Below are 17653 nucleotides of genomic sequence, written 5' to 3'. Positions count from 1 at the left end.
CTGGACCACTTCAACGATATCATGAACCAGGCCAAGACCCTGCCCAACGGCTTCACCGAGGACATGATCATGAAGAGCCCCAGCCGCAACATCATGAACAAGCTGGCCCGGAGCGTGCTGTCCCTGTACTCCTACGACAACAACCCCGACGACACCTCCATCCAGAACATGCTTCTCCAATCGGTGAAGCTCATCGGGGCATTCCCCAGCATCGTGGCCAACGCCTATTCGGTCAAACGCCACTACTTTGACGGGGGCTCCCTGCACATCCACCGCCCGGAGAAGAACCTCTCCACCGCGGAAAACTTCCTGCGGATGATCCGCCCGGACACCAGCTACACCGAAGAGGAAGCCCACCTGCTGGACATGATGCTCATGGTCCACGCTGAACACGGCGGCGGTAACAACTCCACCTTCGTCTGCCGTGCCCTCTCCTCCAGCGGGACGGACACCTACAGCGCCATCGCCGGGGCTGTGGGCTCCCTGAAAGGCCCCCTCCACGGCGGCGCCAACGCCAAGGTTATGGAGATGTTCCGCTATATCAAGGCCAACGTGAACCCCAGGGACGACGGCTCCATCAAGGACTACCTGTCCAAACTCCTGGCCGGGGAGGCAGGGGACGGCTCCGGCAAGATTTACGGCCTGGGCCACGCGGTGTACACCATCTCCGACCCCCGGGCGGTGCTGTTGAAGAAGTATGCCCACCACATTGCCGAGCTCAAGGGCTACGCCGAGGATTTCCTCCTGCTGGAAAAGGTGGAAGAGCTGGGCATCCCCATGATCCAGGAGCGCCACGGCAATGACACCCCCATGTGCGCCAACGTGGATATGTACTCCGGCCTGGTGTACACCATGCTGGGCATCCCGGAGGACGTGTTCACCCCCCTCTTCGCCTCCGCCCGTATCGTAGGCTGGTGCGCCAACCGCATCGAAGAGGTGGTTTCCGGCCGCCGGATCATGCGTCCGGCCTACCGGGCAGTGATCACCAAGGTGCCTTATCTGCCAGTGGACGAGAGAAAGACCCACTTTATGGACGACTAACCAATACATTTTCAGAAGGGTACGGCAATGACAGTCGTACCCTTCCTATTCTTTTGCGCCAATTTGAGGTGAGATTTATGCAGACCATTGCAGTCATTGACGACGACATCTACATCGGTGACGTTTTGGAAGAGCTCCTGACAGGCCAGGGCTACCGGGTCCTGCGGGCCTATTCCGGCACCGAGGCCCAATACCTGCTCTCCCAGCAGCCCCCGGACCTGGTGCTGCTGGACCTGATGCTCCCCGGCCTCAGCGGGGAAGCGCTCCTGCCCCAGCTCCAAGGCATCCCGGTGATCGTCCTCAGCGCCAAGGTGGACATCCAGGGGAAGATCGACCTGCTCCTGGGGGGTGCGGCGGACTACGTAACGAAACCCTTTGACAGCGGGGAGCTGTTGGCCCGGATCGCCGTGCAGCTGCGCAGCGCCACCCTCCGGGGCGGGGGCAGCCTCACCGCCGGGGACCTGTTCCTGGACCCCACCGCCCACAGTGTCAGCGTCCGGGACGTGCCGGTCCACCTGACCAAGACGGAGTACGCCCTCTTGAAGCTGTTGATGCAGCATCCCCGGCAAGTCCTGGCCCGCTCGGTGATTTTGGAGCGCATCAGCGCCGATACCCCGGACTGCACCGAGAGCTCCCTAAAGCAGCATGTGAGCAATTTGCGGAAAAAGCTACGGGACGTGGGGGGAAAGGACTATATCGAGGCGGTGTGGGGGATTGGGTTTAAGTTGGCGGAGGATGTTTGAGAACGCCACAAAAGGGGCTGTAAAAAACAGCCCCTTTTTCTCGTTATTGTTTATGCGTCAGTAACCAGCATGCCACACATGGAAAATGTTTCATAAAAAAGCAGGCTACAAAAGTTTGCCAGACGGAATCTATCTAGGAATGCTATACTTTTCACTGGATGGATACCAGCGGTATCTTCCACTGTTGCATCATTAGACGGCAATTCCCAATCTGGGAACAACTCGGAAAAGGCTGGAAGTTTCTCAATGACTTCTCCCGTTTCGGTATCTTCGACATAAGCAGCAATCCCATCTGCGGCCCAACTGCTATTATAAATAATCGTTTTTCGCGCATCCAAAATCTTCTTTCGCATGTCTGGTGTTGCTGTCTCAATATCGAGATATGCGTATCTTTCAGCTTCCTTTACCGCTCTGGATATCTGTTGTTCGGCGCTTTCCGCAGCACCCGCAGGCACCGACAGGGACAACGCCATAGCCAATGTCATCCCTAATGCAATCATACGTTTTTTCATGATCAAACCTCCTCATTTACTAGGAAAACATCTTATAAGCCTCACCTCCACAGTCTTATAGATTCAGTTTTCTAGATTTATTCTAACTGACCGAATTGTATAAAATTCAAATTATTTTGTCAATACTTCTTGGCGAAATTATTTTAATTTATTAAAATAATTCTAACAAAGCAACAAGGAGGTGAGACTATGAACTTCACAGAAAATGAACTACAGGTGATGCAAATACTCTGGAATGCCAAAACCGACCTATCCCGCAAGGATATCATCGAACAGTCTCCAAACCGCACTTGGAAGGACAACAGCATCCATGTCCTACTCAACTCGTTGATGAAAAAGGGGGCGGTCAAAGTCGTTGGTATGCAGCCAGCGGGCAAAGTATATGCCCGTACCTTTGCCGCCGATATCTCCCAAGAGGAATATCTCAGCGCACAAATGGCAGTTTCCCCCCCAAAGGGAAAGGACGCCTTTGTCGGATTGTTTGCTGCTTTGGTGGATCAGGCAGACCTTTCCGATGAAACATTAGATGAATTACAAAAAATACTGGATGAAAGGAAGAAAAAGCCGTGAGTATCACCCCCTATTCTTTCTGTATGTCCCTTGTTTGGTTCAGTGCCTTTGTGTTCGTTGCCGATCGTTTATACCGAAAAACTGGGGTCCTGCTCCACTATCGCATGGGACTCTTGCTCTTCTTGGTCGGGCTGAGCGATGAGGATTACATTGATATTTCTCCTGAAACCTCCTACATCCTGCGAACAAGGGAAGGCGAATATCACTTGTATTTCGACGGTGTTTTTTTCACTGTAATTCCTGAAAGTGAGCTCTCAGTGTCCCCCCACGATGAATTAAAAATTTATAAAGAATAAAAGAGGTGTTCCTATGAAAAAGAAGTATTGCCGGCTCCTTTTCACACTTTTGTTGATTCTTGCAACTCTTGGCCCCACCTCCGCCCTGGCTGCACCCAACGGCCCTGATCTCAGCCAAACGCAGGCAGAATCTAACACTGTGCGGGCAGAAAAGACACAATGGAAATATAAGTATATTGATGGTGTGCATTATAAGCGCCTGTGGTCAATCACCTACAGTCGTTGGCTAACGGACTGGACTCCCTGTTAAGAAAGGGCCGGCGTTCTCGCCGGCCGCTCATTCTCCCCAATCTTGACCATTTCTTTACCCTTTCCTTGACCGCTCCCTTTACCCTTCCCTGGTATCCTGGGAGCAGATCAAGGAAACGGAGGTTTTTTTCATGGACTACGTCCTTACCACACAAAACCTGAGCAAACACTACGGCCGCTTCAAAGCCCTGGACGGCCTCGCCATGCACGTGCCCCGTGGTGCCATTTATGGCCTTGTGGGCCGCAACGGGGCGGGCAAGACCACCCTCATCCGCCTAATCTGCGGGTTACAGCGGCCCAGCGGGGGCAGCTACAGCCTGTATGGCGCGGAGAGCACCACGCCCCGCCTGGCCACTGTCCGCCGCCGTATGGGTGCGGTGGTGGAGACCCCCTCCATCTACCAGGACCTGTCGGCAGTGGACAACCTGCGGGAGCAGTACCGGGTGCTGGGGCTCCCCTCGGAGGAGGGCATCCCAGAGCTGCTCCGGCTGGTAGGCCTGGGGGATACCGGGAGGAAACGGGCCAAGCATTTCTCCCTGGGTATGCGGCAGCGCCTGGGCATCGCCGTGGCCCTGGCGGGGGCGCCGGACTTCCTGGTGCTGGATGAGCCGGTAAACGGCTTGGATCCCCAGGGCATCATTGAGATGCGGGAGCTGATCCTAAAACTAAACCGGGAGCAGAACATCACGGTGCTCATTTCCAGCCACATCCTCGACGAGCTCTCCCGCCTGGCCACCCACTATGGCTTCCTGGACAGCGGACGCATGGTGAAGGAAATGAGCGCCCAGGCGTTGGAGGCCGCCTGCCGGAAGTGCCTGCGGGTGGAGGTCAGCAGCACCCAGGCCCTTGTGGGAGTGCTGGACTCCATGGGCGTGGAGTACAAAATCCTCTCCGATACCCAGGCAGATATCTTCTCCCAAGTGAACATCTCCTCCCTGGCCCTAGCTCTGGCACAGGTCCAGTGTGAACTGGTCTCCGCCCAGGAGCGGGACGAGAGCTTGGAGAGTTACTTTATCAGCTTGGTGGGAGGTGGCAAGGCATGAGGAATCTATTGAGCGCCAACTTCCTGCGCCTGCGGAAAAGCTTTGTCTTTTGGCTGGGGATAGCCTATCAGTTTGTCGTGGGCCTCATCGCCGTGGGCACCCGCTGGCGGGAGATGCACGAAATGTCCGGCTACTTCCCCCACGCTGACAACATCCTCTTCTCCGGGGCCCTGTTCATGCCCATCGTGGCGGCAGTGTTCATCGGGTTGTTCATCGGCACGGAGTATAGCGACGGTACCATCCGAAACAAGATCGTGGTGGGCCAATCCCGGTGGGCCATCTATCTGGCTAACCTCATCACCTGCTCGGTGGCCCTGGTGCTGATGCACTTGGCCTTCCTCTTGGCGGTGGTGGCGGTGGGCTTCCCTCTGGTGGGGAATTTGGAAAAAACACCCCAGGAGCTGTTGCTCTTGGCCGCCCTCAGCCTGATGACGGTGCTGGCTCTGGGCGCCCTCTTCCTGCTGCTGGTGATGCTGGTGACCAAGAAATCCATCGCCGCTGTGGCGGTCCTACTGCTGGGCTTCGTCCTGATGATGAGCGCCATGGTGATTGACAGCAAATTGGACGAGCCTAAATTTTACACCACCGTCTCTTCCCGTTCCACCGACGAGGAAGGGAATATACAGGTACAGGAATCAGGGAAGGAACGTAATACCAACTATCTGGAAGGGACCAAGCGGGAGGTCTATGTCTTCCTCAACGACTTCCTCCCCGGCAGCCAGTTCCTTCAGTTTTCCAAACAAGAGCTCACCAGTCCCGTCCGCCTACCCCTGTACTCCCTGGTGATCCTGCTGGGCACCACGGCTTGTGGGGTGGTGTGCTTTGGACGGAAGGATTTGAAATAGCGCACCGTGGTTTTTCATTGCTTCCTGGGTAGACTTATAGTAAAATGAAAGGGGAAGGAGGTGCGCCCTATGGTCTATACCATCGACCAAATCAAAGCCATCGTCACACCCATCGCGGAGAAATATCACCTGCCCGCCATCTATCTCTTTGGTTCCTACGCCCGTGGCACCGCAACAGATGGCAGTGACATCGACCTATTGGTAGACACCACAGGGACAGACCTCACCAGCTTATTTCGCCTGGGGGCCCTTTACCATGATCTAGAGGAAGCTTTGGGAAAAAAACTCGATCTATTGACACTAAACTCCTTGGAAGGGCCGTGCCACAGAGAAAGTGATGTTTATTTCCGTGAACAGGTGAACAAAGAGAGGAGACAAATCTATGCTGTCGCTTGATTTACAACGTATCCTCAAAATCAAGGAATACTGCGACGACATCTCCAATGCCCTGACCCGGTATGGTATCTCCTTTGAAGCGTTCCAAGAGGACACCCTTTATCAATATTCGGTCTCCTTCTGTATTCTACAAATTGGGGAGCTCTCTGGTGGCTTGTCGGCAGAGTTTCGACAAGCCACCAATGACCGCATCCCCTGGAGCGCCATCAAAAGTATGCGAAATATTGTGGCCCACGGCTATGGCGGCATACGCCTGGATATTGTATGGCAGACGGTATTGAACGACATCCCTATCCTGAAACAATTCTGTGAAGAAGAACTGGCGAAGTGTCAAGAATAGAGGTGACCCCCATGCTCCCTTGGCTGTTGTGCCTTGCCCTGGCCCTTCTCTTGCTCCTGCTGCTGCTCAAGCTCCACCTGCTCCGGCGGGGGATGCGGGAAATCGCAGGGCAGGTCTCCGCCCGGCTCTCGGAGGACAGCAACAACCCCATCTTCCTTTCCAGCCGGGACAGGGCCCTGAGACAGTTGGCTGCTGAACTGAACGTCCAGCTTCGCCAGCTCCGCCGCCAACGGCAGCGCTATGCGGGGGGCGACCGGGAGTTGAAAGAGGCGGTGACCAACATCTCCCACGACCTGCGCACCCCCCTCACCGCCCTGTGTGGGCACCTGGACCTGTTGGAGGCGGAAGCGCTCCCAGAAGCGGCCCAGCGCCACATCGCCGCCATCCGTAACCGCGCCGGGGCCATGAAGCACTTGACAGAAGAGCTCCTACACTACTCCGTAATCCTCTCCACCCAGGAAGAATTGGCCTTGGAACCCCTGTCCCTCAACGGAGCCCTGGAAGAGAGCTTGGCCAGCTTTTACGCCGCCCTCACCCAGGCGGGGATCACCCCCCAGGTCCAGCTTCCAGAGGCCCCGGTGGTGCGGCTGCTGAACCGGGACGCCCTAGCCAGGGTCTTTGGCAACATCCTCAGCAACGCCCTGAAATACAGCGCCGGCGACCTGGCCGTCACCCTCAGCGAGAACGGAGAGGTCTGCTTCTCCAACGCCGCGCCGGGATTGAATGAAGTCCAGGTGGGCAAGCTCTTTGACCGCTTCTTCACCGTAGAGGCCGCCCGGAGCTCCAGCGGCCTGGGGCTGTCCATCGCTAAGACCCTGGTGGAACACATGGGCGGGCAGATTTCCGCGGAGTATGCGGATGGGGTGCTGTGCATCCGCCTGCGCTTTGAAGAATAGTACACGCTCCCCCGGACAGCAACAGCGTTCCAGGGGAGCGTTTTTCCTGCCGCTCTGATGGTTTTTCTTGCCGGGACAGCCTATTCTATGGTACAATCAACATACCAATCCGCTATACTTGACCACGAAAGGACGGAACCGCCATGCGCCTGCTGTTCAAACAGCGTTTCTTCTCTTGGTTCGACAAATACGATATCTATGACGAGAACGAGAAAACCATCTTTACCGTGGAGGGCAAGCTCAGCTGGGGCCACTGCCTCCACATCCACGACAGCCTGGGGAACCATATCGGTACCGTCCAGGAAAAGGTCTTTACCCTCCTGCCCCAGTTCCAACTCTACGAGCAGGAGGACTACATCGGCTGTATCCGCAAGGAGTTCACCTTCCTGCGCCCCAAGTTCACCCTAGACTATGCCGACTGGTCGGTGGACGGCAATCTCCTAGAGTGGGAGTACACCATCACCAGCGCCTCCCGGGGCACCATCGCCACCATCTCCAAGGAGGTCTTTCGCCTGACGGACACCTATGTTTTGGACATCAACGACCCCGCCGACGCCCTCCGGGTGCTGATGGTGGTGCTGGCCATCGATGCGGAGAAGTGCTCCCGGGGAAATTGAATTTTGCAAAAGAAACGACGTACCAGCCGGTACGCCGTTCTTTTTTATTTCAACCGCTCATCCCTGCTCCGGTACCACCGCGAAGAACACCAAATCCCCATCGCTGTCATTGATGAGGCTGTGATCCTTGCCCTTGGGGCAGTAGTGGCAGCTTCCAGGAGCCAGGAGTTCCGTCTGGCCCTGACTGAGGGCCTTCCCCGTCCCAGAGAGGATATAGATGATCTCACTGCTGGTCTGGTGGGTATGCAGGCCGATGGTAGCGCCAGGTGGCAGCTTTCCCTTCATAATCTTCATGGTGGGGGAGGCATACATATTGGCGTGTACCTCCCCTTCTCCCCCATACATACGGGGAATTGTTGTCTCAGGCAGAGATGCAAAGTCAATCAGCATAGTCCTTCTCCCCTCAAAGCCCCAGCTTCTCCGCCACGAAGTTGTCCACCGCTGCCAGGGCGTCGTCCAGCTTCTGCTTGTCCTTGCCGCCGCCCATGGCGCTGTCGGGCTTGCCGCCGCCGGAGCCGCCGCAGAGCTTGGTCACCGTCTTGATGATCTCCCCGGCCTTGATGCCACGGGCCACGGCCTCCTTGCCGCAGACGGCCAGGAAGGTGATCTTCTCCCCTGCTGTGGAGGCCAGCACCGCCACCACGGCAGGCTCCTTGTCCCGGAGCATATCCCCCATCTGGCGCAGGTCGTTGGCCCCGGCCTCAGGCACAATGGTGGTAAGGACCTTCAAGCCCCCCACCTCCTGGGTGCCAAAGAGGATGCGCTCGGCCTCCCCCTGGGCCTCCTTGGCCTTGAGCTTTTCCACCATCTGGTGAAGCTCCTTGATCTCCCCCATGACAGCCTTGGCCCGCTCCAACAGTTCCGGGGGCTTGGCTTTCAGGAACGCCGCCGCCCGCTGGATCATCCGCTGGTTGAAGGCGATGAGGTCCAGGACGGATTCCCCGGTGATGGCCTCGATGCGCCGCACGCCGGAGGCCACGGAGAACTCCGCCAGGATGTGGAACACCCCCACCTTGGCGGTGTTGTCCAGGTGGGTGCCGCCGCAGAATTCCAGGGAGAAATCCCCCATCTCCACCACCCGGACGGTGTCACCATACTTCTCGCCAAAGAGGGCCTCGGCCCCACGCTTCTTGGCCTCCTCAATGGGCAAAACCTCTGTGACCACGGGGCTCCCCCCCAGGATGGCCCGGTTGACCACTTGCGTCACCTGGGCCAACTGCTCCGGGGTCACCGCCTCAAAGTGGGTGAAGTCAAAGCGCAGCTTGTCCGGCTCCACTAGGGAGCCCGCCTGGTGGACATGGTCCCCCAACACAGTTTTCAATGCCGCGTGGAGCAGGTGGGTGGCGGAGTGGGCCCGGGCGATGGCCTCCCGGCGCTCAATGTCGATCTCGGCGTGGACGGTATCCCCCAGCTTCAGGCTGCCCTCGGTGAGCTTGCCGTAGTGCATATACTTGCCGCCCTTGTTTTTCTTCACGTCGTGGACCTGGAAGAGGCAGCCCTCGGGGCCGCTTTTGGCAATATAGCCGTGGTCGGCCACCTGGCCGCCCATCTCCGCGTAGAAGGGGGTGCGGTCCAGGACCACGATGGCTTCCACGCCGGGGATGATCTCCTCCACCAGCTGTTCCTCCGCCACGATGGCCACCACCTTCAGGTCCACCAGGCTGCCGTTCTCATAGCCGTCAAAGACCGTGGCGGGGACCTCCTTGCCGAACTCCACGCCAGACCAGCCCAGGTCGCCTAGGGCCTCCCGGGCCTTCCGGGCCCGGACCCGCTGGGCCTCCATCTCCTCGTCGAAGCCTGCCCGGTCCAGGGTCATGCCCTCGTCCTGGACCATCTCCTCGGTGAGGTCCACGGGGAAGCCATAGGTATCGTAGAGCTTAAAGGCGTCCTTGCCGGAGAACTGGCTCTCCCCCTTGGCCTTGTGCTCCGCCAGGAGCTCGGAGAAAATCTTCATGCCCCCGTCGATGGTTTTGGCAAAGTTCTCCTCCTCGGTACGAATGACCTTGGTGATATAGTCCTGTTTCTGGCGCAAGTCCTTATACTCGCCCTCGTTCTCGTGGATCACCGTGTCGATGATTTGATACAGGAAGGGCTCGTTGACCCCCAACAGCTTCCCGTGGCGGGCGGCCCGGCGCAGGAGGCGGCGCAGGACGTAACCCCGTCCCTCGTTGGAGGGGAGGACGCCGTCGCAGATCATAAAGATGCCGGAACGGATGTGGTCGGTGATGATACGCAGGGAGACATCCTTGGCGTCGCTGTCGCCATAGTGGGCCCCGGTGATGTCACTGACCTTGTTGGTGATGTTCATCACTGTGTCCACGTCAAAGAGGGAGTTTACGTTCTGGCAGACCACTGCCAAGCGCTCCAATCCCATGCCGGTGTCGATGTTCTTCTGGGCCAACTCGGTGTAATGCCCCTCGCCATCGTTGTCAAACTGGGTAAAGACGTTGTTCCAGACCTCGATATAGCGGTCGCAATCGCAGCCGGGGGCACAGCCAGGCTGGCCGCAGCCAAATTCCTCCCCCCGGTCGTAATAGACCTCGGAGCAGGGGCCACAGGGGCCGGCGCCGTGCTCCCAGAAGTTGTCCTCCTTGCCCATGCGGTAGATGCGCTCCTCTGGGATACCCACCACGTCCCGCCAAATGTTGAAGGCTTCGTCGTCCTCCTGATACACAGAGGGGTAGAGGCGGTCGGCCTCCAAGCCCACCCACTTCTCATCGGTCAAAAACTCCCAAGTCCACTGGATGGCGTCGTGTTTGAAATAGTCCCCAAAGGAGAAGTTGCCCAGCATCTCAAAAAAGGTGCCGTGGCGGGCGGTGTGGCCGATGTTCTCAATATCCCCGGTGCGGATACATTTCTGGCAGGTACACACCCGCTTCCGGGGGGGCTCCTCCTCCCCCTTGAACCAGGGCTTCATAGGGGCCATGCCGGCGTTGATGAGCAACAGGGAGGGGTCGTTCTCCGGCACCAAGGGGAAGCTGGGCAGGCGCAGGTGGCCCTTGGACTCGAAGAAGGTCAAAAACATCTCTCTTAACTCATTCAAACCATAGTACTTGTGCATACAATTGATCCTCCAAACGTGAAATATGGTCTTTCTCTCTTGGGATGGCAATAAAAAACACTCCACCCCTGAAACAGGGGCGAAGCGTGCTTCGCGGTACCACCCTGATTTGCCCACCGAAGTGCGCATCTCCTCTCGTCCTGTAACGGGAACGCCCCGTCCCGCTCCTCGCAGGCAGCTTGGAAGTGGCTTGCAGGCCGGGCGCACCGAGGGGCTTGCACTCTCCCCCTCTCGCTCTGGGCGGCACGGGCCTGCTTGGCTTCCGCATGGCTATGGTGTCAGTATTCCTCTATTTTAGCACAAAATCCATGCTTGTCAAGACAGTGGACAGGGTCTTTTCCCGCCCTGGCCTCATCCCTGAAAGGCCACTGTGATACGGCACAGCTCACTGCGGGTCCCCAGGCGCATGTTGGGGCCGAACACCCCCACCCCGGAGGTGACGATATTGTGCATCCCATCCTTTTGGAGATATCCACAGGGGTTCTCCCAAAACAGGCCAATCAATAGGTTCCCAGGGAAGAGCTGCCCATCGTGGGTGTGGCCGCACAGGTCCACATCCACCCCGGCGTCCGCCAGCGCCTGTAGCTCCCTGGGCTCGTGGTCCAGCACCAAAATGGGCTTGCTGTGGTCTAAGCCCCGGGTCAGCTCCGCCGGGGTCTTGCGGGTTTCGATGCCCCGGCCAGGCCGCTCATAGTCCGCCCGGCCTAGAAGGTAGAACGAGCCGTCGATGAGCACCCCCTCGTCCCGGAGCAGGTGGATATTGGCCGCCTCCAAAAGGGCGTCCATGCGGGGGTCGCTGGCCTTCTCCCCGTCGGTGGGGAAGCTAAACCCTGCCAGGAGCTTTTCCTCCACATCGTGGTTTCCATAGCAGGCGTAGACGCCGTATTTGCTTTGGATGCTGCCCAAAATCGCCGCCAATCCTGCCGGGTCTTCCAGGGCGGCATAGGCGTTGTCAAAGATATCCCCGGCGATGACCACCAGGTCCGGGTTTTCCCGGTTGATCTTCCCCACCATCTGCCCCATCTGGGCCATCCCCACACTGTAGCCCAGGTGGAGGTCTGCCACCAGGACAATCTTCAATTCCTTCCTTGCCCCGGCATGTTTGTCCACCGTGAGGGTATAGTCTGTGGTCTGGATGTTCCGGGCGTTCAGGCTCCCCCCAGCGCTGAGGGCAGCGATCAACAGGAGGCAGAGGGCCCCCGCAAGAATGCGGTGCCGGTCCGAAAGGGGTGCCCGCCCGTGGCGCTTGGCATACCGGCCCCTCAAGGCCCAGAAGAGCTCCGTCCCCGCCGCCACCAGGGCCGTGTACAGGAGCACCCCCAGCCAGAAGCTGTTGAACCCTTTCAGCAGCCGTTGGAGGGCGCTGGGTTCCAAAAAGGAGGCGGGGAGGATGCTCAGGTTCAGGCAGACGAAGAGCACGGCGGCCACCGCCTGTACCCCAGGCCACCGGCCCCAGGGGAACAGCTTCAGCCACCGGCACAGACGCCGCCAGAGGTACAGGCAGAACAGAAGGTAAACAGGTGCTAGGAACAGGGCGGTCATTGCGGCAACTCCTCCATCACGGCGGCACTGGCCTCATAGTCCGTAATCCCCGCCCCGGTATTGGGCTGGATGGACGAGTAGACTTGATCCGCCACAAATATCCCCAGCAGCACCAGGGCTGCCGCCGTCATGGCCTTGGCTGGGAGCTTGCGCATGGCCCCGTCCAGCAGAGGGGCCAGGACGTACACCACAGCCATCCCCGCCACCCCAAAGACCAGCAGGCCTTCGGCGCAGATCCGGCCATTGAGGTTTAGAAAATAGCCGGTGTAGTCCCACCAGCGGGTCCCCCCGTGCATCAGCTCCAAGCCTAGGGAGGTGAAATACTCCACACAGCCGCACAGGACGACGGCGGAGAGAAATTCCAGCCCCGGCCGCTTCCGAAAACGGTTCAGCACCAGAAGGATCAATACACTCCCCCAGCCGTAGATGGGCAGCCAAGGGCCGTGGAGAACCCCACGGTTGACGAATACTCCATCGGTGAGCAGGTGCAGGCTCACTTCCCAGAGCCAACCCACAAAGGACAGGGAGAAGAACATCAACACCAGGGACCAGACAGAATAGTAGCGTATGTAGTTCAGGTTCCCCATCCACTTGCGCTTGCGCTTCTCCGGGATGGGGTGCAGCCGTGTGGGATAAACTAACCCTTCCAGGGCCTGGATGTCGTAGTCCAATTGGGCCGCACGGTTCTGGGCGGCTTCCAGGCATTCCAGCTCCCGGCTCCGGCGGATGGTCACGCCAAAGTTGTCCGCCAGGAATTTGTGGATGCCCTTGAGGGGGGTAATCATCTCCGCCGCGGACTGGGCTTTCGCCTGCCGCACGTCCCCGTACCGCCGGGACAGCTCCTCCGGCTCCGCCTTTTGGAAGAGGTAGCGGTCGTTGAGGCGGGCACTGTGTTCCACCTGGCGCTCCTTGCCCAGGCGGCGCAGCTCCACATAGTATTCCGTCTGCACCGCCGTCATGTATGGCACGGTGTAGAGGCTGTTTACCACCCCTGCCGTGAGCGCCCCCAGGAGGACCCAGCCCAGAAAGGACAGCTCCATCCAGAAGCACTCCCACTTGTGGCCGTGCATCAGCCGCCGGGAAAGGGTGATGGCCTCCAAGGTCCCCAGGTCCGGGTTCTCCGCCATCAGGAAGGGAACCAAATAATAAGAATAATACTTGATGGCACCCCCCACGATGGTCAGGCTCCAAAGGGCGGTGAAAAGATTGGCCACCAGCTGGGTTACCCCCACGTGGCACCAGCGCTTCACCCGCATCAAAAACCAGACCCGGTGGGCGGGGAGCTTTTCATAGCAGCGGCCCTCCAAGAACATACGCAGGATCACCGCACGGTAGACCCCCAGCACGAAGATCTCCACCAGCAGCACCAGGGCCATGGCCAGGAGCAGCAGGATCACCACCACCGCGCTGTCGTTCCCCACCAGGGCCCGGATGCCCATGGTCAGGGTGACCAGATATGCCCCGGAGGAGACCTTGTTCACCAGCATAGCCAGCACCCCATCGCTCCTGCCCAAAATCGCCTCCCGGTCCACCTGAGAGGCCGCCACATAGCCCTCCTCCGCCTGGCGGATGGCCTCCTCCCGCTGTGCCTCCTGGCCCAGGGCCAGGTCCACGGTGAACTCCACAAAGGCGTTCACCAGGGCTGAGAGCAATGTCACCCGGTTCTCCTGGTCTCCCGCCGGCGGCACGGATACGCTCACATCCGGGGGGAACATCGTCGCCTCCACCTGTGGGGCCTGGCTGCCCTCCGCCCTGGCGGAAACATTGCTGAACACCGTCAGCTCCCCGCCCAGGATGGCCGGCACCAGGCACAGCAGCAGGAAAATGGCATAATGCCGTTTCAGGGCCCGACGGCCTCTGGCCTTCAATTCTTTCCTTGTTGGCATCCTCTCGCCCCTTTTTCTTCTGTCTCTATGGTCTGTGGGGACGAGGAAGCGTCCTCCAATTCCCGTGCATGGTCTTTGAAAAAGCCATAGTAGGCCTGCACCGCCGGGAGCTGCGTCCAGGGCTTGGGCTGGATGGCCGCCTGCTCCACAGACCCCAACCCGTCCAAATCATACACCACCGCCCCCGGCATAGCCAAGAGGAAGGGCGAGTGGGTGGACAGGATGAGCTGGCAGCGGAAGAAGCGCACCGAATCTGCCAAAAAGCCCGCCAGCTCCTGCTGGAAGGCCGGAGATAAGCTGTTCTCCGGCTCGTCCAGAAGATACAAACTGTCCTCTTGAATTTGATTGGTAAAGTAGTGTAGGGCCGTCTCCCCGTTGGACCTCCCCGGAAGGTTCCCTCCCAAGGTGCGCCACACGAAGTCGGACCCGCTGCCCTTCTTCCGCTGGGCCAGCACCACCTTTTTCAACTGGTCAAACTCCTCCAAGGAACGCATTTGAAACGTCCCCTCCCGAAGGCTGCGGTACTCCTGAAACACTTCCCCCCGGGCCAGGTCGATGCCTTGGTTCAGGCTGCGCTGGTCCAGCAGGTCGTCAAACACGTCGTCGCTGGTGAGTACCTTCCCCTCATGCCAGCGCTTCCCGGTGGTGGTGCAGCGGCACAGCGCCGCATAGGTCTGGAAGAAGGGGGTGCAGTTGTAGACGCTCCGCCGCGCCAGCCCCTGCTTCTCCCCCAGGAGGTTCAACAGGGTGGTCTTGCCGGAGCCGTTGCCCCCGTAGAAAATGGTGAGGGGGTGGAGGGGAACGGTCACTTCCTCCCAGTGGTCAAAGACCCCAAAGGGGTAGACATTGTTGTAACAGGTCCGCTTGTTGATCGCGGCCTCCAGGGCATCCTCTGCAGCGCTGCGGCTGGGCAGGCGCAATTCCGCAAGATACAACCTTCTCCCTCTCCTTTTCTGGATAAATTCTCCAATTTCCCCACCCTCATCCAAATTCTTCGTCAATTTGTCTGTAAAGTGTTTCTACTTGTAACCCTTTTGTAATATAAGGGGTCTTTCTGTCAGATGACACCACGGGCCTCCAAATCCTGACGCAGGGTGATGGTTTTCCCGGCAAGTTTACAGTCCAGGGCCGCCTGGCACAGCAGGACCATATCCCCCCGGCTGATGGCCGCGTTTTGGTGGCCGGCGTTGTACTGGCCCTCGGTGAGCCCCACCTGGTCCGACAGGCTCCAGGGAGCGGCCCAGTCAAAGTCCTCGCCGCTCTGGTAGCCCAGGGCCCGCAGGAGGAAGGTCAGCTCCTGAGACACGGTGGTGGCGTTGGTGCCGGAAAAGCTGGTAGCCCCGGTGCCGTGGGCAATGCCGTTGCGGAAGGCGAAGCCTACGTAGGGAGAGGCCCAGCCGGACACATCCTGGAAGGGGTGGGCGGCAGCGTCACTTTGGCTGATTTCCCGCTCCCGGCCCAGCAGACGCAGGAGCATGGTCAAGGCCTCTTCTCTGGAACACTGCTGGTCCAGGGCAAAGTCCGGCTGGCCGTTGGGCAGGGTCCCCTTGCCCAGGAATAGGCCCAGGCGGTACAGCTCCCAGGCCGCGGCCTCCTGGGGGGTGCCCTGTATGGTCACCGTGAGGGATGTGGTCTGGCTGCCACACTGGACCTGCACTGTCTGCTTCCCCACCACATGGGCGTTATAGCCGCTGCACATCTCCGGGGACAGGGGGAGGTAGCTGTCTCCATGCTCACAGCGCAGGACGATCACCCCATCCATGTCCTGAAGCTGGGTGCCCACGGGATAGGACGCCGCCCCTAGGCTAACGCGGCTCACCTGGGGGCTGCAAGTCCCCAAAAACATCTGGGTCCACCCCCGGCCGTTGTTGCCCATCCCCAAGTGGGTGTAGGGGCCGGTGAGGATATTCGACCGGTGGCCGGGGCTGTTCATCCAGCCATCAACCACAGCGGCGGGGCTGCCATAGCCGATGGCGATGTTCTCCCCGGAGCGGGTGAAATCGTAGGGGTCCAGCCCCACGTCATTGAGGGCGGTCATGCAGGGCTGCCCGTTGGGCCGGGTGTGGTCAAACACCTGGCCGATCTCTCGGGCCCGAATCTGGGCGGCGGCATGGAGGCCCTCAAAGGTGCTCAGGGGCTGCAAGCCCTCTTTGGCTCGCTCCACATTGGTGAGCCGCAGGGCCTCCCAGGAGTTGGCCGAGATGGCCTCCCGCCAGCCTGTGCTGACCTGTTCCGGTCCCGTGGCGGCTCCGGCAGTGACCCCCAGGCTCAGGGCCAGGGTCAGGGCTAAGAGCATGGACAAAAAACGCTTCATGGTGATTCTCTCCTTCTCATCGTTCTATGACACAGCCTGCCGCAGAGCATGTACGCACCGCGGCAGGCCGCTATCATCATGTTAGGAATGCTCCCGGCACGCCCGCAGAAAGGACAGGGGCGGGGCATACACCGGCAGTTGGAGGTGGAATTTCATCTCCGGGTGCCGGGCCTCCCGGAGGGGATAGCCCAGGGCGTCCAGCAGCAGGGGGGCCGGGAAGGCCACCGGCCGCAGGTCTGGGCCCACCAGCTCGATGGGGTCCCCCACAGAGAACTTGTTGCGCAAGGAAGCCAGCGCCAGGCCGTTTTCATCGCAGGACTCCACCACCGCCAGCACCTGCCAGTCCCGGATGTAGCGGGCATCCTCGGTAAACTGCCCTGGCTGGCCGTAGAAGAAGCCGGTGGAGTAGTGCCGGTGGCTGACCTTCTCCACTTCCTCCCGCCAGGCTGGGTCCAGGGGGTGGCCTGCCAGGGCTGCGTCGATGCCGTGGCGGTAGGCCCCGGTAACCACGGCGGCGTAGTAGGCGGACTTGGCCCTGCCCTCGATCTTCAACGAGTCCACCCCCGCCGCAATCAGGTCCGGGAGGTGGTCGATCATGCACATGTCCCGGGAGTTCATGATGTAGGTGCCCTTGCCGTCCTCGTAGACGTCAAAATACTCCCCTGGCCGCTTCTCCTCCATGAGGCTGTACTGGTAGCGGCAGGGCTGGGCGCAGGCGCCACGGTTGGAGTCCCGCCCGGTCATGTAGTTGGACAGGAGGCAGCGTCCGGAATAAGACACGCACATGGCCCCATGGGCAAAGGCCTCTAGCTCCAAGCCCCTGGGGGCCTTGGCCCGGATGGTGGCGATCTCCTCCAAGCTCAGCTCCCTGGCCAGGATCACCCGCTGGGCCCCCAGGTCATGCCAGGCCCGGGCAGCCTGGTGGTTCACCACGCTGGCCTGGGTGCTGATGTGGACCTTCAGGGAGGGGGCGTATTCCTTGGCTAGGGCCAATACCCCCACATCTGCCAGGATGATGGCGTCGGCCCCCGCCTCCTCCAACAGCTGCAGCCATTGGGGGAGGCGTTCCACCTCGTCGTTGCGGGGCATGGTGTTGCAGGTCACGTGGACTTGCACCCCACGGCCATGGCAGTAAGTTACGGCCTGTTTCAATGCCTCTGGGGAGAAGTTCCCTGCAAAAGCCCGCATCCCAAAGACGTCCCCGGCGAGATACACCGCGTCGGCCCCGTAGGCCACGGACATCTCCAACTGCTCCCAGTTGCCGCCGGGAGATAAGAGTTCTAATTTCTTTCCCATCAGTTC

General features: G+C 59.6%; 19 protein-coding genes. 11 read left to right on the top strand and 8 right to left on the bottom strand.

Going from position 1 to position 17653, the window contains the following annotated elements; genetic code table 11:
• On the top strand, positions 1-1041 hold a 1041-nt coding region (locus ACTOZL_RS08905; protein ID WP_482477982.1), incomplete at its 5' end, for a citrate synthase.
• A 77-nt stretch (positions 1042-1118) separates the two neighbouring features.
• On the top strand, positions 1119-1784 hold the full coding sequence (locus tag ACTOZL_RS08900; RefSeq protein WP_482477981.1) for a response regulator transcription factor: 666 nt from the start codon (positions 1119-1121) through the stop codon (positions 1782-1784).
• Between the two features lie 50 nt (positions 1785-1834).
• On the opposite strand, the gene ACTOZL_RS08895 is transcribed toward ACTOZL_RS08900, so the two are convergent.
• Complete coding sequence (locus tag ACTOZL_RS08895) at positions 1835-2296, bottom strand: hypothetical protein (protein ID WP_482477979.1); 462 nt, start codon at positions 2294-2296, stop codon at positions 1835-1837.
• Between the two features lie 189 nt (positions 2297-2485).
• Between ACTOZL_RS08895 and ACTOZL_RS08890 the strand changes: the two genes are divergently transcribed.
• The 9 genes from ACTOZL_RS08890 to ACTOZL_RS08850 all read left to right on the top strand — a co-directional run bounded on the left by ACTOZL_RS08890 (position 2486) and on the right by ACTOZL_RS08850 (position 7548).
• Complete coding sequence (locus tag ACTOZL_RS08890; RefSeq protein WP_482477978.1) at positions 2486-2866, top strand: BlaI/MecI/CopY family transcriptional regulator; 381 nt, start codon at positions 2486-2488, stop codon at positions 2864-2866.
• Positions 2863-3162, top strand: coding sequence for a hypothetical protein (locus ACTOZL_RS08885; RefSeq protein ID WP_482477976.1), 300 nt, complete (start codon positions 2863-2865; stop codon positions 3160-3162). Before ACTOZL_RS08890 ends, ACTOZL_RS08885 begins: the two co-directional genes overlap by 4 nt.
• A gap of 13 nt (positions 3163-3175) precedes the next feature.
• Positions 3176-3412, top strand: a complete 237-nt coding sequence (locus tag ACTOZL_RS08880) for a hypothetical protein (RefSeq protein WP_482477975.1) — start codon at positions 3176-3178, stop codon at positions 3410-3412.
• A 130-nt stretch (positions 3413-3542) separates the two neighbouring features.
• The gene (locus ACTOZL_RS08875) at positions 3543-4454 is read left to right on the top strand and encodes an ATP-binding cassette domain-containing protein (RefSeq protein WP_482477973.1); all 912 of its coding nucleotides are present in this window, start codon (positions 3543-3545) and stop codon (positions 4452-4454) included.
• Positions 4451-5299 (top strand): ABC transporter permease, encoded by an 849-nt coding sequence (locus ACTOZL_RS08870; RefSeq protein ID WP_482477972.1) that lies wholly within the window; start codon positions 4451-4453, stop codon positions 5297-5299. The genes ACTOZL_RS08875 and ACTOZL_RS08870 overlap by 4 nt, the downstream gene beginning before the upstream one ends.
• Before the next feature lie 69 nt (positions 5300-5368).
• A complete protein-coding gene (locus tag ACTOZL_RS08865; RefSeq protein ID WP_482477970.1) occupies positions 5369-5695 on the top strand; it encodes a nucleotidyltransferase family protein in 327 nt (108 codons plus the stop codon).
• Entirely contained in the window at positions 5682-6035 is a 354-nt protein-coding gene (locus ACTOZL_RS08860) for a HepT-like ribonuclease domain-containing protein (protein WP_482477969.1), read from the top strand. Before ACTOZL_RS08865 ends, ACTOZL_RS08860 begins: the two co-directional genes overlap by 14 nt.
• Positions 6023-6931: a sensor histidine kinase gene (locus ACTOZL_RS08855; protein ID WP_482477967.1), complete on the top strand. Its 909-nt coding sequence runs from the start codon at positions 6023-6025 to the stop codon at positions 6929-6931. The genes ACTOZL_RS08860 and ACTOZL_RS08855 overlap by 13 nt, the downstream gene beginning before the upstream one ends.
• A gap of 143 nt (positions 6932-7074) precedes the next feature.
• On the top strand, positions 7075-7548 hold the full coding sequence (locus ACTOZL_RS08850) for an LURP-one-related/scramblase family protein (RefSeq protein WP_482477966.1): 474 nt from the start codon (positions 7075-7077) through the stop codon (positions 7546-7548).
• Positions 7549-7605: 57 nt separating this feature from the next.
• Here the strand turns inward: ACTOZL_RS08850 and ACTOZL_RS08845 are convergent, their stop codons facing one another.
• From ACTOZL_RS08845 to ACTOZL_RS08815, 7 genes are all read right to left on the bottom strand, one after another.
• Positions 7606-7842 carry a cupin domain-containing protein gene (locus ACTOZL_RS08845; protein ID WP_482477964.1) on the bottom strand — a complete coding sequence of 79 codons (237 nt, stop codon included), beginning with the start codon at positions 7840-7842 and terminating at the stop codon, positions 7606-7608.
• 109 nt (positions 7843-7951) lie between these two features.
• A complete protein-coding gene (gene alaS / locus ACTOZL_RS08840; protein ID WP_482477962.1) occupies positions 7952-10609 on the bottom strand; it encodes an alanine--tRNA ligase in 2658 nt (885 codons plus the stop codon).
• A 351-nt stretch (positions 10610-10960) separates the two neighbouring features.
• Positions 10961-12151, bottom strand: coding sequence for a metallophosphoesterase (locus ACTOZL_RS08835; protein WP_482477960.1), 1191 nt, complete (start codon positions 12149-12151; stop codon positions 10961-10963).
• Positions 12148-14037 carry a DUF975 family protein gene (locus ACTOZL_RS08830; RefSeq protein WP_482477958.1) on the bottom strand — a complete coding sequence of 630 codons (1890 nt, stop codon included), beginning with the start codon at positions 14035-14037 and terminating at the stop codon, positions 12148-12150. Before ACTOZL_RS08830 ends, ACTOZL_RS08835 begins: the two co-directional genes overlap by 4 nt.
• A complete protein-coding gene (locus ACTOZL_RS08825; protein ID WP_482477956.1) occupies positions 14016-14972 on the bottom strand; it encodes an AAA family ATPase in 957 nt (318 codons plus the stop codon). The genes ACTOZL_RS08830 and ACTOZL_RS08825 overlap by 22 nt, the downstream gene beginning before the upstream one ends.
• A 122-nt stretch (positions 14973-15094) precedes the next feature.
• Positions 15095-16351 (bottom strand): CAP domain-containing protein, encoded by a 1257-nt coding sequence (locus ACTOZL_RS08820; RefSeq protein ID WP_482477954.1) that lies wholly within the window; start codon positions 16349-16351, stop codon positions 15095-15097.
• Positions 16352-16432: 81 nt separating this feature from the next.
• On the bottom strand, positions 16433-17647 hold the full coding sequence (locus ACTOZL_RS08815; RefSeq protein ID WP_482477983.1) for a peptidase U32 family protein: 1215 nt from the start codon (positions 17645-17647) through the stop codon (positions 16433-16435).
• Between the last annotated feature and the right edge of the window lie 6 nt (positions 17648-17653).

This window comes from Evtepia sp. (assembly GCF_056797215.1).
This window is presented reverse-complemented; position numbering and strand designations above follow the sequence as displayed.